This window comes from Azospirillum sp. UENF 312511 (genome assembly GCF_058780635.1).
The window spans coordinates 1,113,068-1,127,192 of the sequence record NZ_JBSNCG010000001.1; the positions used below are offsets into that span (position 1 = coordinate 1,113,068).

The 14,125-nt window shown below is 67.8% G+C and carries 14 protein-coding genes; 4 read left to right on the forward strand and 10 right to left on the reverse strand.

The features are described from left to right. Positions 1 to 30: 30 nt before the first annotated feature. From ACWPN7_RS05110 to ACWPN7_RS05120, 3 genes are all read right to left on the reverse strand, one after another. Positions 31 to 825 (reverse strand): hypothetical protein, encoded by a 795-nt coding sequence (locus tag ACWPN7_RS05110; protein WP_247887762.1) that lies wholly within the window; start codon positions 823 to 825, stop codon positions 31 to 33. Between the two features lie 31 nt (positions 826 to 856). After that, positions 857 to 1,798 carry a YqaJ viral recombinase family protein gene (locus ACWPN7_RS05115; RefSeq protein ID WP_459196793.1) on the reverse strand — a complete coding sequence of 314 codons (942 nt, stop codon included), beginning with the start codon at positions 1,796 to 1,798 and terminating at the stop codon, positions 857 to 859. Positions 1,799 to 2,137: 339 nt separating this feature from the next. Next, entirely contained in the window at positions 2,138 to 2,773 is a 636-nt protein-coding gene (locus ACWPN7_RS05120; RefSeq protein ID WP_040134100.1) for a hypothetical protein, read from the reverse strand. Between the two features lie 219 nt (positions 2,774 to 2,992). On the opposite strand from ACWPN7_RS05120, the gene ACWPN7_RS05125 reads away from it, so the two are divergent. Together ACWPN7_RS05125 and ACWPN7_RS05130 are read left to right on the forward strand one after the other, a co-directional pair. After that, complete coding sequence (locus ACWPN7_RS05125; protein ID WP_040134099.1) at positions 2,993 to 3,313, forward strand: heavy metal-binding domain-containing protein; 321 nt, start codon at positions 2,993 to 2,995, stop codon at positions 3,311 to 3,313. A gap of 103 nt (positions 3,314 to 3,416) precedes the next feature. Next, positions 3,417 to 4,613, forward strand: a complete 1,197-nt coding sequence (locus ACWPN7_RS05130; protein ID WP_200474652.1) for an E22 family MetX-like putative esterase — start codon at positions 3,417 to 3,419, stop codon at positions 4,611 to 4,613. A gap of 73 nt (positions 4,614 to 4,686) precedes the next feature. Here ACWPN7_RS05130 and ACWPN7_RS05135 read toward each other — a convergent pair whose 3' ends face one another. The 3 genes from ACWPN7_RS05135 to ACWPN7_RS05145 form a co-directional block, all read right to left on the reverse strand. Continuing rightward, positions 4,687 to 5,139 carry a hypothetical protein gene (locus ACWPN7_RS05135; protein WP_040134097.1) on the reverse strand — a complete coding sequence of 151 codons (453 nt, stop codon included), beginning with the start codon at positions 5,137 to 5,139 and terminating at the stop codon, positions 4,687 to 4,689. A 217-nt stretch (positions 5,140 to 5,356) separates the two neighbouring features. Next, positions 5,357 to 5,761 (reverse strand): response regulator, encoded by a 405-nt coding sequence (locus ACWPN7_RS05140; RefSeq protein ID WP_149650318.1) that lies wholly within the window; start codon positions 5,759 to 5,761, stop codon positions 5,357 to 5,359. 18 nt (positions 5,762 to 5,779) lie between these two features. Further along, positions 5,780 to 7,603 (reverse strand): extracellular solute-binding protein, encoded by a 1,824-nt coding sequence (locus ACWPN7_RS05145; RefSeq protein ID WP_459196794.1) that lies wholly within the window; start codon positions 7,601 to 7,603, stop codon positions 5,780 to 5,782. A gap of 206 nt (positions 7,604 to 7,809) precedes the next feature. Here ACWPN7_RS05145 and ACWPN7_RS05150 point away from each other — a divergent pair, with 206 nt between their 5' ends. Further along, positions 7,810 to 8,430 carry a glutathione S-transferase family protein gene (locus tag ACWPN7_RS05150; protein WP_456522413.1) on the forward strand — a complete coding sequence of 207 codons (621 nt, stop codon included), beginning with the start codon at positions 7,810 to 7,812 and terminating at the stop codon, positions 8,428 to 8,430. A gap of 60 nt (positions 8,431 to 8,490) precedes the next feature. On the opposite strand, the gene ACWPN7_RS05155 is transcribed toward ACWPN7_RS05150, so the two are convergent. From ACWPN7_RS05155 to ACWPN7_RS05165, 3 genes are all read right to left on the reverse strand, one after another. After that, positions 8,491 to 9,597 carry a TRAP transporter substrate-binding protein gene (locus tag ACWPN7_RS05155; protein WP_492273151.1) on the reverse strand — a complete coding sequence of 369 codons (1,107 nt, stop codon included), beginning with the start codon at positions 9,595 to 9,597 and terminating at the stop codon, positions 8,491 to 8,493. Positions 9,598 to 9,744: 147 nt separating this feature from the next. Beyond that, positions 9,745 to 11,391, reverse strand: a complete 1,647-nt coding sequence (locus tag ACWPN7_RS05160; protein WP_459196795.1) for an alpha-glucosidase family protein — start codon at positions 11,389 to 11,391, stop codon at positions 9,745 to 9,747. 74 nt (positions 11,392 to 11,465) lie between these two features. After that, a complete protein-coding gene (locus ACWPN7_RS05165; RefSeq protein ID WP_040134091.1) occupies positions 11,466 to 11,777 on the reverse strand; it encodes a hypothetical protein in 312 nt (103 codons plus the stop codon). Between the two features lie 160 nt (positions 11,778 to 11,937). Here ACWPN7_RS05165 and ACWPN7_RS05170 point away from each other — a divergent pair, with 160 nt between their 5' ends. Next, positions 11,938 to 13,056 (forward strand): DNA topoisomerase IB, encoded by a 1,119-nt coding sequence (locus ACWPN7_RS05170; RefSeq protein ID WP_040134090.1) that lies wholly within the window; start codon positions 11,938 to 11,940, stop codon positions 13,054 to 13,056. Positions 13,057 to 13,059: 3 nt separating this feature from the next. On the opposite strand, the gene ACWPN7_RS05175 is transcribed toward ACWPN7_RS05170, so the two are convergent. After that, positions 13,060 to 14,049: a small ribosomal subunit Rsm22 family protein gene (locus ACWPN7_RS05175; RefSeq protein WP_349620301.1), complete on the reverse strand. Its 990-nt coding sequence runs from the start codon at positions 14,047 to 14,049 to the stop codon at positions 13,060 to 13,062. Positions 14,050 to 14,125 lie beyond the last annotated feature (76 nt).

A 14,125-nucleotide genomic window follows, 5' to 3' on the forward strand; every position in this document is an offset into this window, starting at 1 on the left:
TCTCCCTCCACGCCGCGGGAATGGCGTGGCTCAGGCGGCCTCCAGATCGCCGCCCTCTTCGTCTTGCTTCAGAATCTCCGCCTTCTTCTGGGCGAACAGGCTGGTGATGCGGTGCTGGGCCGTGCGGTCCACCGTGCCGATCTCGCGCAGGCGGGTGCCGGCCCCGGTGCGCCACAGCTCCTCCAGGTCGTCCAGGTCCAGACAGGCGCCGAGCCGCTTGCGGATCTCCTCCTCGAAGGCGGCGATGGCGGCCGGCTGCAGGTCCGGGTTGGACTTGGCGGCGTAGAAGGCCTCGGCCTCCTCCCGGTACTTGCTATCGTCGAACTGGCCCATATGGACGTCCGCGGCGAGTCCGAGCTGGACGAGGCATTTGCCCACCGCGTCGGTCATCGACATCTTGAAGCACTCGTCGTCGGGCGCCTCGATGCCGTTGCGGCGGCGGACCATCTCCGTGCCGCCCCACTGCGGGCCGGTCCAGCACTTCTCGCCCGTCTCCGGGTCGAGGTACCAGACGCGGGCGCAGATGAAGATCATGCGCTCGGCGATGGTCCAATCCATCTGCTCATAGCCCCAGCCCTTGCCGACCGGACCGAACACCTCGGTCATCATCATCAGGCGCCAGGTCGGGTCGATCTGCGTGCCGCGGAAGCCGCCGGAGCGGGTGAAGGGCTTGGTCGCCTTCGGGTCGGTCCGCTTCAGCCGGTTCCACAAATGCATGGGGTCCGGGGTGGCGGGCTCTACGGTGGCGGTCTGGGAACCCGCGACCTTCGGAGCGGCCGTGCTGACGGTCTTCTCGGTTTCGGCAACGGTGTCGGTCTTGCTCATGCGTCCCATGGTCGTCGGGTTCCCCTTTTGATCAGTAGCGTTCGTCTCTCCCCTCACCCCAGCCGCCGCTGAGCACAGCGTCCAGGCTCGGGTCAGGGGACGGATCGGCCGTGGCGGGCCGCCACGGTTCGGCGGTGTCGAGCGCCCGCCGCGGCGGCGCGCCGTAGCGCAACGACAGGCGTCCCTCGCGGTCACGGGCGAGGTAAAGGCCACGGCCCGGCTCTTCCCCGGCCACAAAGGCGATGCGCGCATCGGCGGGCATCAGCGCCTTCAGGGCGGCCTCCGCCTCGCGTACGGCAAGCGCGGCGGCGCGGCGGTCCACCAGCTCCGCGGCCAGGGCGACGAAGCGGTTGTGCCGGGCCATGTCGACCACCCGGCGGGTCTCGTAGGCCGGTGCGTCGGCGGGCAGCGGGTCGCCGGGTTCCACGTCGTTGGCGACATGCCACCAGAAAGCGTCCAGCGTCTCCATCAGCCGCCCGCAATCCGCCTCCCGCTGCGGCACGCGGACGAGCGCGTGGCCGGTGGGGCGCAGGATGGACAGCATCGCCCGGTCCAGCCCGGTGACCACCAGCTGGTGCTGGACCTGCCAGTGGTAGCGCTGGGCCAACTCCGCGTCCGTCTGGAAGCCGCCGGTGAATTTCGCTTCCACCAGCGTGTCCGGCTCGCCGGTGTCCGTGTCACCCTCCCAGGTCAGGAAATCCGGGTGGGCAACCATCCAATCGTGCTCCGGATGGACCCAGGTCCGTTCCGCCGGTACGCAGGGAAGGCCGGTGGCCTTCTCCACGAAGCGGGGGTGCAGATGTTCGGTCGCGATGCCGATCTGCACCGCGGCGACGAGGTCCAGGTCGGCCGGCGCCGACCGCCCCGTCTTCTCGCGCCACAGGTTCAGCCAGTCGCCCGCCATGATGCGGGTGGCGTCGGAAGACCCGATACGCCCTGCCCGCGCGGCGCGCTGCGCGTCCGTAATCGCCATTCCCCTGCCGGCCCCCAGCCGTTTCGGTGCGTCTCTGGCTTCGCGTCGATGCGTCTTCGCAGCGCCATCGCCGTTAACCATAAACCGTATCGTGAATATGGGCTGCGAACATGCAGGATTCAAGAACAAAAAGAGAACCTGCGGCTTGGCCGTAGGATCGAATCTTCGAACCTTTTCAAAAAACTAAGTAGAATGCAGCGCAGCCGCGGTCCCGCTGTGACCGAGTTGGCAACTCGGCACAGATGGGTATGGATTCGTGGTCTCAAAGGGGTTTGTGGAAAAGAATTTCACCGCCGGAATCGGCGGCTTTTCTTCCAGATTCCCGCCAAATACGCGCGATCAGGCGCGCAGGCAGCGCGTGATGTGAACCGCGACCCCCGCGACGTTGGCGCGCTCAATGGGCGTCGGGCGGCAGCCGGGGTCGGTGCTGACCGGCAGCAGATGGGGTGGGAAGAAGCGGTATCCGCACACCGTTCCGTCGCCCACCGTCACCACGACGTCACCGGCCTGCGGGGCCAGCACGTCCAACGGTTCCAGCACCACGCAGTCGTCCGGCAGAACGCCGGCGGCGTTCAGGCTTGAGGAGGCGATGGTCAGCGCAAAGGCACGGCGCGAGGCCGGACGGTCCACGGCGATGCCCCGCGCTCCGCCCGTCAAGGCCGCGGCAATGAAGGCTTCCCCGGCCCTCCGCCCCAACTCCAGAAAGTCCCGTACCTGCTCGACCGACAGCAGCGGCACCCGTGCCACGGCCGGATAGGCGGTTTCGTCGAGGAAGCGCGGCTCGGACCCGGCGACGCGGGCCAAGCGGCCCAGGGTTTCCGCGCTGGGAACGCTGCCCCGCGCCGGATCGCGCAGGAAACGGGTGATGTTGGTCGGCGTGACCTCGGCCAGCCGCGCCCAGGCCCCGGCGCTCCAGCCTTGGGCTTCCATCACGCCGGTCATCCAGCGCAGGATCGCCCGCCGCGTGTCGTCCATACCGCCGTCCTCCCAGCCGAAAGAGCGCCTTATAAGAGAGAACGTTGAAGGAACGCGCAAGGTTTCTTCGCTTATGTCGCAATTTCGCCGAGGATGCGCTGCGATTTCGCAGTATCGCGTTGGACTCCCCTCCCCTCCGGCTGCGCCCTTTCCCCACCCATTGCGCCGTGCCGCGCGCGCCGCCATCTGGAGGGCGCGAAACCACATCCGGAGGAAGCGATGATCGTCACCAGCACCGACACCGTCGAAGGCCGTCCCGTCACCCAATATCTCGGCATGGTCGCGGGCGAGGCGATCCTGGGCGTGAACATGTTCCGCGACCTGTTCTCCGGCATCCGCGACATCGTCGGCGGTCGGGCCGGCGGCTACCAGAACGCGCTGCGCGATGCCCGCGAGGCCGCTTTCGCCGATTTGCAGGACGCCGCGCGGGCGCTGGGCGCCGACGCCGTCGTCGGCGTGGACATCGATTACGAGGTGCTGGGCAAGGAGAACGGCATGCTGATGGTCTCCATCAACGGAACCGCCGTCCGGCTGGGCTGAACTCTCCCAATCGTCTAGGCCGATTGCCCGCCTGGACGGGCGGTCGCACCCCCTTACACTCCCTCCCCGCATCGATAGGGACCTGAGAAACGGGAGGGACGACATGCGTTCTCTGGCGAAACGGCTCGGCGGCCTGGCCCTGGCCGCCGGGCTCCTCTGCGCGGCGCCAGCCCTGGCCTTCGAGGGCCTCGTGGAGAAGAAGGTGTTCGAGATGCCGTCCTACACAACGGTGGGCGGCGGCACGATCAAGAACGTCCGGATCGGCTGGGAAAGCTACGGCAAGCTGAACGACGCCAGGGACAACGTCATCCTCGTCACCCATTTCTTCAGCGGCAACAGCCACGCCGCCGGCAAGTACAAGATGGAGGACCCGGCCCCCGGCTATTGGGACTCCATCATCGGACCGGGCAAGCCGCTGGACACCGACAAATACTTCATCGTCAGCTCCGACACGCTGGTGAACCTGTCGCCGAAGGACCCGACCGTCACCACCACCGGCCCGGCCAGCGTCAACCCGGACACCGGCAAACCCTACGGCATGAGCTTTCCGGTCGTCACCATCCGCGATTTCGTCAATGTTCAGAAGGCGCTGCTGGACAGTCTTAATGTAAAGTCTCTGCATGCGGTGATGGGCGGGTCCATGGGATCGCTCCAGGCGCTGGAATGGGGCGCCGCCCACCCGGAGATGGTCAAGCGTGTGGTCGCGGTCATCGGCGGGGCCGAGGCCGATCCCTTTCTGATCGGCTGGCTGAATCTGTGGGCAGCCCCGATCCGCGTCGATCCCAACTGGCAGGGTGGCGATTACTACGGCAAGGCGGAGCCCAAGGCCGGGCTGACCGAGGCGTTGAAGCTGGTGACCCTGCACGCCCGCCACTGGAAATGGGCCGACGCCACCTTCGGCCGCGGTTGGGCGGAGGACGGCAAGGACCCCGCCGCCAGCATGAACAACCAGTACGCCATCGAAGCGTGGCTGGACAAGGCCGCCGCCGCCCGCGCCGCGGTCAGCGACGCCAACCACTTCCTGTATCTGATTAAGGCCAACCAGACCTTCCTGGTGGGCGGCGGCGGATCGCTGGACGAAGGGCTGGCGAAGATCAAAGCGCCGGTCCTGCTGATCCCTTCCGCCGACGATCTCGTCTTCCCGCCGGAACGCGCCATGCGCCCTCTGAAGGAGCGGCTCGAAAAGCAGGGCGTCGCGGTCACCTACACCGACGCGATCACCACCAGCCTCGGCCATCTCGACGGCATTGCCAACATTGCCAAGGCGGGGGATGCGATATCGGCCTTCATGGCGAAGTGACAAACGCAACCGCCCCGCCCGGACACGACCGCCCGGCGGGGCGTTTTCCGTCTGCTCTCGGGGACCAGCGTTCTCAGGGGCCAACGTAATGCGGCATCAGCTTGGCCTGTTCGCCGACATAGACCTTGCAGCGGCTGTCCTGGCCGTCGAAGAAATACACCTCCCCGGCCTTCCGCTTGTTCTGCGGGTCCGACAGGTTCGCCCCACCGGAGAAGGCCACGCCGTAACGCTTGTCCGGCGTCCGCGCCCAGTAGAAGCCGTCCGTCTCCTGCCCGAAGGCACCGCGCTGGCACAGACGCGACAAGGCGGCGTCGTGGCGGGTGAACCCGTCGAGCCCTTTTGGCAGGCTATAGACCGCTTGGCTGCGCACGTAGCGGGTGCGGGGTGGGATGACTTCCGGGGGAAGCGATGAGCGATTCAAGGCGCGCAAATGGCCGGGATCGGTCCGCTCGACCCGCATCGGGTCCGCCGCCGCGGGCACGGCCAGCAGCGCAAGCAACAGCGGAACGACGGCGATGACCTTCATGGGCTGATGGCGGAACGGGCAAGGAGGACCGGACTTTAGCACGGACTGCCCGCCACTGAGGAGCGGGCACCGGACGATGCCCCAACGAGAGCTGAGAAAATCGTTTCTTTTCAGATAATTGAGACCATTTCCTCACCTAATGATTAAAAAATTGGTCATTCTTATTCTTAAAGTGATACCTGGCAAAATTGCCTTAAGATACTGTTCTGAAAGGGATTCATATCCGTTCCCCCTTGCCGTCCAGATAGCGGGTGATCGTCGCCAGGAAGTCCTTCGGCTGGATCGGCTTGGGCACGTGCCCGTCGAACCCGGCACTGGAAAAGCGCAGCATGTCCGTAGGGGTGGACAGATTGGTGACCGCAACCACCAGCGTGCGCGCCAAAGCGCGGTCGGTGCGAATCAGCCGAACCAGTTCGACACCGGACAGGCCGGGCATCACCACATCCATGATCACAAGATCGGGTTTCAACGCGCGCATCAGGTCGAGCACGCCCCGCGGATCGTCGGTCTCCACAACGCGGTGGCCACCCTCTTCCAGACATCGGACCAGCAGTTTGCGCATCAGGGCGTTGTCATCGACGACGAGGATGGTCCGCGTCGCGGTCAGCGATTGAACACTCATGGCAGCCGTCCCGCTTCGTCACGGCGCTTTGCCAGGGCCGGCGGACGAGGCGTCCGACAGCCACCAAGCGTCGAAGGAGATCGAATAGGGCGGCACGGTGTCGGGGCGCTTCAAGCGGCTCCAATAGGCCACGCGGTAGACGCCGGAGTACCAGTGGGGCACCACGTAATGGTTCCACAGCAGAACCCGGTCCAGGGCCGACACCGCGGCCTTCAGATCCTCCTGGCTGTTGGCGCGGACGATTTCGCCGATCAGATGATCGACCGCCTCGCTGCGCACACCGGCCATGTTCTGGCTTCCCGGACGGTCGGCGAAGGCCGATCCCCAATAGCCGGTCTGCTCGTTCCCCGGCGACAGGGACTGCGGCCAGACATGGACCACCATGTCGAAATCAAAGTCGCGCGTGCGGTTCTCGTACTGGGTGGTGTCCACCGTGCGGATGCTGGCGCGGATGCCGAGCCGCTTCAAATTCTCGATGAAGGGCAGCGTTACCCGCTCGAAGGTCGGACTGTCCAGAAGGATTTCGAAGTCCAGCGGCTTGCCGGTCGCGACGTCGACCCGCACCCCGTTGCGAACGTCGGTCCCCGCCTCGTCGAGCAGCCGCTTGGCCTCCAAGAGGTTGCGGCGCAGCCCGTTCTGGCCCTCCGTGCTGGGCGGGTGGTAGGTCTTCTCGAACACCTCGGCGGGGATTTTCCCGCGCAGCGGCTCCAGGATCGCCAGTTCGCGGCCCTGCGGCAGGTCCCTGGACTGGAGCGGCGAGTTCTCGAAATAGCTCTCCGTCCGCTTGTAGGCGCCGTAGAACAGGGTCTGGTTCGTCCACTCGAAGTCGAAGGCATAGGCGATGGCTTGGCGCACCTTGGGATTCGCGAAGACCGGGCGGCGCGTGTTGAAGACGAAGCCCTGCATGCCCGCCGGCACCTCGTTGGCGATTTCCTCCTTCACCACCTTGCCGTCGCGCACCGCGTCGAAGTCGTAGCCGGTGGCCCAGGTCTTGGCGACGTTCTCCTGGCGGAAGTCGTACAGCCCGCCACGGAAGGCCTGCAGGGCGACGCTGGCGTCCCGGTAATACTCGTAGGCCATGCTGCCGAAATTGTTCCGCCCGACATTCACCGGCAGGTCCCGGCCCCAGTAGTCGGCGACCCGCTCGTAGGTGATGCCGCGTCCCGGATCGAAGGACGCGATGCGGTAGGGACCGCTGCCCAGCGGTGGCTCCAGCGTGGTCGACTGGAAGTCCTTGCCCTCCCAATAATGCCTCGGCAGCACCGGCAACTGCCCGACGATCATCGGAAGCTCGCGGTTGTCGCCCGGCTTGAAGGTGAAGCGGACGCGTCGCTCCCCCTCCGCCTCGACCTTGTCCACAGCGCCGTAATAGCTGCGGTAGAAGGGATGGCTCTCCGTCAGGATGGTGAAGGAGAACACCACGTCCTCCGCGGTGACCGGCTTGCCGTCGTGCCATCGCGCGCCGGAGCGCAGGTTGAAGGTGATGGAGGAGCGGTCCTCCGGCATCTCCACGCTTTCGGCGAGCAGGCCGTATTCGGTGAAGGGTTCGTCCGCCGAGCCGGTCATCAGCGTGTCGTAGATCAGCGCCGCCCCCGCCGCGGGCACGCCGCGCAGCGTGAAGGGGTTCAGCGTGTCGAAGGAGCCGATGGCCTGAAGGGTCACCTTGCCGCCCTTCGGGGCGTCCGGGTTGACGTAATCGAAATGCCGGAAGTCCGGCCCGTATTTCGGCTCGCCGTACAGCGCCATGCCGTGCCGCGCCATGCCCTGCTGTGTCTGCGCGCCCGCCGGTCCGGCCACGGCGGCGATCAGCCCGATCAACAGTCCAGCGGCAACACGGCGCATGCCCCATCCTCCCATCGTTCGCTCCGGGGCGCTCGGCCCCGGTTCCGCTCTGATAACATGTGGGAGGGAGGAGGCGGTGCAAAACCCCCTTCCCCACCCCGCGGCATCGCGCCCCGTGATTTGCTCTGGTGTCCCGGCGGGCTTGCGGTCATGGTTTTCGGCAATCCGCGCGGCCAAGCGCGATCAGCATGGAGGGTTCTTCGACCGTGTCCGCCGAATTCACCGTCTACGGCAATTTCAACTCGCAGCCCGCCACCCGCGTCGTCCTGTTCCTGTCGATGGCCGGCGTGCCCTACGCCTACCGTCATGTCGACCTGCGCGGCGGCCAGCAGAAGTCCGCGGACTATCTCGCCATCAACCGCTTCGGCCGGGTGCCGACCCTGGTCCATGGCGACCTCAGCATTTCCGAATCGGGCGTCATCCTGACCTATCTGGCGGAGAAGACCGGCCGCTTCGGCGGGCGGGACGAGGCGGAGCGGATCCGGCTGGCGGAGTGGCTGTCCTGGCTGGCCGACGTGTTGCTGCCGGTCCAGCGCGCCCGCGCGGTGCGCAAGTTCAATGGCGATGCCAACGCCCTGCCCTGGATCGACGCGGCGGCGGCCGGCGGGCTCGCCCAGTTCGACCGCCATCTGGCGGGGCGGACCTTCATCGAGGGCGAGCGGCTCAGCATCGCCGACATTTTCGCCTTCCCATGGATCGACCTCGTGGAGGAGTCGAACATCGACATCGCCACCTACCCGAACGTCCAGGCATGGCACGCCCGCATGCTGGCCCAGCCCGGCGCCAAGCGCCAGATGGCCCTGATGCCGCAGACGGACGTAGGCTGATCCCAAAAGAAAAGACCCCCACCCGCGATGCGGATGGGGGTCTTTTTTAAGCGGAGGCTTTTACTTCTTGGTGCCGGCCGTCGCCGCGAAGCTGTCGTAGGGCAGCTCGGCGACGCGGAACCACAGCTGGGTCTCGTCCAGGAACGGCTTCCAGCTCTCGTAGATCGTCTTGAAGTTCGGGTTGGTGCTCGCCAGCTCGTCGTAATACTCGAAGGCGATCTTGTGCGCCTGCTCCATCAGGTCGCGCGGGTAGGCGCGCAGGATGGTGCCCTTGGCGACCAGACGCTTCAGAGCCTTGGCGTTCTCCGAATCGTAGCGGGCGATCATGTAGGTGTTCGCCTCGGCGCAGGCGGCCGTCAGGATCGACTGGTAGGCCTTGGGGAGCTTCTCCCACTCCTGCAGGTTGACGTAGAGCGAAACGTTCGGCCCGCCTTCCCACCAACCCGGGTAGTAGTAGTACTTGGCGACCTGATGGAAGCCCAGACGCTCGTCGTCGTAGGGGCCGACGAACTCGGTCGCGTCGATGGTGCCCTTCTCCAGCGCCGGATAGACGTCCGCGCCGGCGATCTGGGTCGGGGTGGCGCCCATCTTCGACATGATCTGGCCGGTGATGCCGGCGATGCGGATCTTCAGGCCCTGGAAGTCCGCAGCGGTCTTGATTTCCTTGCGGTACCAGCCGCCCATCTGGGCGCCGGTGTTGCCCGCCGGGAACTGGATGACGTTGTGGTTCTTCATGAAGGCGCGCATCAGGTCGAGACCGCCGGCCTGGAACCAAGCGGTGGTCTGACGCGCGTTCGGGCCGAACGGAATGGCCGTGTCGAAGGCGAAGGTCGGGTCCTTGCCGACATAGTAGTAGCCGCAGGTGTGGCCGCACTGGACCGAACCGTTCTGCACGGCGTCTAGCACCTGGAGGCCGGGCACCAGTTCACCACCCGGGAAGGCGCGGATCTGGAACTTGCCGTCCGTGCTCTCGGCGACGCGGCGGGCGATCAGCTCCGACGCGCCGAACAGGATGTCGGTGCTCTTCGGGAAGCTCGACGCCAGGCGCCACTGGATTTCCGGCTGCGACTGCGCAATGGCCGGCGCGGCCACGCCGGCCACCGCCAGCCCCGCACCCGCGGCCGCAACGCCCGCACCCGCCGACTTCAGAAACGCACGTCTTTTCACGATTCTTCTCCCGTGGACTCCGCCTTCCCTTTTCGTTTCAAGCAGCCCATCGGACCACTTGTTGCGAGGGAATTTTCACAACTGCAACAAAGCAGCGTTTTCGTTCCGATTCATCGCACAAATGCGCATGACAGGTCTACCCTGGCCCTACGGATTATGCACACGCTTCAACAGCGCCGCCCCAAGGAAGGCGGAGAGCGGCGGCAGGACCAGCGTCCGTCCGTCGGCGGTGACCTCGGGAACCGGCGCGCCCGGCGGTCGCGGCAGGTCGAGCGCCGCCATCGGCGGCTTACGCTTCAGCGCGTATTCCGCCGGCTGGTCGGACAGGTTGAAGACGGCCAGCAACTCCTCGCCCTCCGCTGCCCGTTCGAAGGCCAGGACGCTGCCGGCCTCCTCCACCGCCGTCACGTCGCCTTGGCGCAGCGCCGGATGACGGCGGCGCAGGCGCAGGGCGTTCCGCCAGACGTCCAGCGGGCTTCCGGTGCGCCGCTCCTGCGCGTCCACCGCCAGGGCATGATGGGGTTCCGCCACCGGCAACCACGTCTCGACCGCGCTGGAAAAACCGGCGTTGGCGGCGCCGGACCGCCAGGGCATCGGCGTGCGGCTGCCGTCGCGCCCCTGAAAGTCGGGCCAATAGGCGATGCCGAAGGGGTCGCGCAGATCCTCCGGCGCCAGCAGCGCGTTGGGCAGTGCCAGCTCCTCCCCCTGATAGAGGCAGACGGTGCCGGGCAGCACAGCGAACAGGGTGGCGAGCAGGGCGTTGAAGCGCTCCGGATCGGCGCCGGGCGGCAGCCAACGGCTGGCGGCGCGCTCGACGTCGTGGTTGGAGAAGCTCCAGCAGATCGCCTCCGGCTGCGGCGTGCCGGTCAGCGCCCCGGCGAAGTTCTGTGCGGTGAAGGGCTGCTTGGCCAGCGACAGGGTGTAGGCGGCGTGCAGTCCCTGCGGCCCGCAATAAGCGGCGATGCGCCGTGCCGCGCCCGGCTGGCTCGACAGCTCGCCCAGCAGCACCCGGTCGGGATAGCGGTCCACGACGGCGCGCAGGCGGGCCAGCACGGTGTGAATGGCCGGGTGCATCATGTCGTAGAGATGCTGTTGCAGGGAGAACAGCTTGGCCGGCGGCTCCGCCCCGTTCCAGGCCGCCGCGGGGTTCGAGCGGAGTTGCGGGTCGTGGGCGAAGAAGTCCACCGCGTCGATGCGGAAGCCGTCCACCCCGCGCTCCAGCCAGAAGGCCGCGGTGTCACCGAGCGCTTGGAGCACCGCCTCGTCGTGCAGGTTCAGGGCGGGCTGGCTGGACAGGAAATGGTGCAGGTAATACTGGCGCCGCCGCGGTTCCCACGTCCAAGCGGGTCCGCCGAACACCGACAGCCAGTTGTTGGGCGGCGTGCCATCGGGGCGCGGGTCGGCCCAGACATACCAGTCCGCGAACGCACCACCGCGCGACCGGCGGCTGTTGCTGAACCACGGGTGCGCGTCCGAGGTGTGACCGCAGACCAGATCCAGAATCACCTTCAGCCCGTAGCCGTGCGCCGCCTCGATGATGCGGTCCACCGTCTCCAGCCGGCCCATGCGCGGGTCGACCGCCCGGTGGTCGGTGATGTCGTAGCCGAAGTCCTTCTGCGGCGACGGGTAGAAGGGGCTGATCCACACCCCCTGCACGCCGAGCGACGCCACATGGCCGAGGCCGTCCAGCACGCCGTCCAGATCGCCCCAGCCGTCGCCGTTCCGGTCGAGGAAGCTGAGGGGATAGATCTGGTACAGCGCGGCACCGCGCAGCCACGAAGACGCCTGGGACATAAGGACCCTCCACAAGAAACTCGTGGAAAGGGTCCCCCCATAGCCCTAACGATCGGTTACCGAGCCGGTTTTGGTCACGGCTTCCGAGCGTCCGGCGATGGCGTCAGGCGCAGCCAGGGCGCCCAGGCCTGCCGCACGGCGTCGCTCCACATCCGCATCGGCGCCGTCCACAGGGCCAGCATCGGGTTGGCGTTGGCGAGGGCCGGGTTGAGCAGCGGGTTGGCCGAGGCCAGCAGCGCCGGCCCCATCATCCCGCGCAGCGCGTCGAAGGAGGGCGTGGCGGTGATCTGAATGGCGATCGTCTCGGCCCCGCGCTCCGGGTCGTCCCGGTGCAGGATCTGGATGTCCAGGTTCGGCAGGGCGGCGGTCAGCTTGGTCTCTTCCATCGTCCTCTTCCCTTCGGTGCCGGCGGGCCTCTTGGCCGGGGCCATGGTCGCCGAACGGCGCGCGCGCCGCAACCATGCAACCAAAACGCGGCGCCGATGTTTCCCGCTGGCAGCCGATGGGCTGGCAACCGATGGGCTGGCAACCGATGGGGATTCCAGCATGGACGGAGTGACGGTCACCGATCCCCGCACCGACGCGGAAGAGGCCGCGGCCTGCGCCGGGCTGAGCTATGTCTGCGACGACGAGCCGGGCATCCGGCGACGCCGCGCCGGCAAGGGCTTCTCCTACCGCTGGCCCGACGGCACGCGCGTGACCGAGGAGGACACGCTGGAGCGCATCCGCAAGCTGGCGATCCCCCCGGCCTACCGCGGCGTCTGGATCTGCCCGGACCCGGACGGCCACCTCCAGGCCACGGGCCGCGACACGCGCGGGCGCAAGCAATACCGCTACCACCCGCGCTGGACCGAGATGCGCGAGGGCACCAAATTCGGGCGCATGCTCGACTTCTGCCGCGCCCTGCCCGCCATCCGCCGTCAGGTGGACGGCGACCTCGCCCGCCGCGGCCTGCCGCGGGAAAAGGTGCTGGCCGCTGTGGTGCGGCTGCTGGAGACCACGCTGATCCGCGTCGGCAACGAAAGCTACGCGCGCGAGAACAGCAGCTACGGACTGACCACCCTGCGCGACGACCACGCCGACATCGAGGGATCGGAAATCCGCTTCACCTTCAAGGGCAAGTCCGGGAAGGAATGGAACGTCGCGCTGAAGGACCGCCGCCTCGCCCGCGTCGTCAGTGCCTGCCGCGATGTGCCGGGGGACGAGCTGTTCCAGTATGTCGACCGCGACGGGCAGCGCCACGCGGTGAGTTCCGGCGACGTGAACGAGTATCTGCGCGCCGTCACGGGCCAGGACTTCACCGCCAAGGACTTCCGCACCTGGGCCGGCACCGTCCTGGCCGCCATGGCGCTGCGCGAGTTCGAGACATTCGACAGCGCGGCCAAGGCCAAGCGCAACGTCACCCACGCCATCGAGCAGGTGGCCGCCCGCCTCGGCAACACCGCCAGCGTCTGCCGCAAGAGCTACGTCCATCCCGAGATTCTGGACGCTTATCTGGAGGGCAACCTGCTGGACTCCCTGACCCGCGAGGTCGAGACCGAGCTGCGTGAGGAGCTTCCCGAGTTGGAGGCCGAGGAGGCCGCCGTGCTGGCCTTCCTGCGCGGCCGGCTGGAGCGTGAACGCCGATCCCGCGCCAGCGAGAGCCGGCGGCGGCGCGCCGCGTAGGGCCTAGACCTCCGACGGGTCCGGGGTGGACAGGCCGTCGCCCCAGTCCAGCCGGCGCGCGGCCTTAAAGGCGCCGCCGTCGCGCTTGCCGAGAATCCGTTCGGTCCGGGTGCCGTCCCGGCCGCAGAGCTTGAAACCGATGCGTCCGTTTCCGGCGTTCCAGGGCGGCGCGATGATACGGGCCTCGGGGCGGGTACCGGGCTGGCGGGAGGCGGCGATGTAGACGAACTTCTCGTCCTCCCACGGCACCTCCGCCCCCTTGGCCATGCGGTGCAGGCGGGACCGGGCGACCCGGCGGGAGAAATGGCACCAGTCCGGTGCGGCCAGCGGGCAGGCCGCGCTGTGCACGCAGGGCGCCACCAGATGGGCGCCGGCGGCGATCAGCCGCTCCCGCGCCCGGACGATCCGCGCCCATCCGGCGGGCGTGCCGGGCTCCACGATCAGCAGCGTCCCGGCGGTGAGCGACCACAGCCGATCGACCAGCCGGTCGCGCACCGGCTCCGCCAATTCGTCCAGCACATAGGCCAGGGTCACCAGATCGCGCGGCTCCAGACCGGGCAGGTCACCCGTGGCGTCGCCGGCCCGCCATGCGATCCGCGCGGGCGCCGCCGCTTGCGACAGCGTCTCGCCGACCGCGCGGATGGCCGGGCTGCCCTCGATCAGCAGCGCGTCGTCCAGGCTGGCCCAGCAGTCGGACGCCGCCCACAGCGCGGTTCCCGGCCCGGCCCCCACGTCCAGGGCGGTGACCGGCGCGAAGTCGGGAAGCGCCTCGGCCACCGCTTCCATGCTGGAGCGGACGGCGGCGAAGGTGGCCGGCAGGCGGGTGGCGAGATAGGCCCGCGCCGCCAGATCGTCCGACAGGTGGAAACGCCCGTCCCGCACCTCCGCCCGGTAGCGTTGGGAGAGGCGGTCCGCCGCGCGCTTCAGGTCGGACAGGGCGATGCCGTCGAGCGCGCGGTCCACCGCGTGGCGGAGCGAGGGGGGAAGTTCCATGGGTCCGGAGGGGCAGGCGTGGTCTCGTTCCGCCTGTTAGCACGCCGCCCGCCCCGCGCACACGGACAAAACAGGG

Excerpts from the sequence above, each read along its gene's own strand:
- ACWPN7_RS05165 (WP_040134091.1), bottom strand. The coding sequence starts at position 11,777 with ATGGAAGAGACCAAGCTGACCGCCGCCCTGCCGAACCTGGACATCCAG.
- ACWPN7_RS05110 (WP_247887762.1), bottom strand. The coding sequence starts at position 825 with ATGAGCAAGACCGACACCGTTGCCGAAACCGAGAAGACCGTCAGCACG.
- ACWPN7_RS05135 (WP_040134097.1), bottom strand. The coding sequence starts at position 5,139 with ATGAAGGTCATCGCCGTCGTTCCGCTGTTGCTTGCGCTGCTGGCCGTG.
- ACWPN7_RS05170 (WP_040134090.1), top strand. The coding sequence starts at position 11,938 with ATGGACGGAGTGACGGTCACCGATCCCCGCACCGACGCGGAAGAGGCC.
- ACWPN7_RS05130 (WP_200474652.1), top strand. The coding sequence starts at position 3,417 with ATGCGTTCTCTGGCGAAACGGCTCGGCGGCCTGGCCCTGGCCGCCGGG.
- ACWPN7_RS05175 (WP_349620301.1), bottom strand. The coding sequence starts at position 14,049 with ATGGAACTTCCCCCCTCGCTCCGCCACGCGGTGGACCGCGCGCTCGAC.
- ACWPN7_RS05125 (WP_040134099.1), top strand. The coding sequence starts at position 2,993 with ATGATCGTCACCAGCACCGACACCGTCGAAGGCCGTCCCGTCACCCAA.
- ACWPN7_RS05145 (WP_459196794.1), bottom strand. The coding sequence starts at position 7,603 with ATGCGCCGTGTTGCCGCTGGACTGTTGATCGGGCTGATCGCCGCCGTG.
- ACWPN7_RS05160 (WP_459196795.1), bottom strand. The coding sequence starts at position 11,391 with ATGTCCCAGGCGTCTTCGTGGCTGCGCGGTGCCGCGCTGTACCAGATC.
- ACWPN7_RS05115 (WP_459196793.1), bottom strand. The coding sequence starts at position 1,798 with ATGGCGATTACGGACGCGCAGCGCGCCGCGCGGGCAGGGCGTATCGGG.
- ACWPN7_RS05120 (WP_040134100.1), bottom strand. The coding sequence starts at position 2,773 with ATGGACGACACGCGGCGGGCGATCCTGCGCTGGATGACCGGCGTGATG.
- ACWPN7_RS05140 (WP_149650318.1), bottom strand. The coding sequence starts at position 5,761 with ATGAGTGTTCAATCGCTGACCGCGACGCGGACCATCCTCGTCGTCGAT.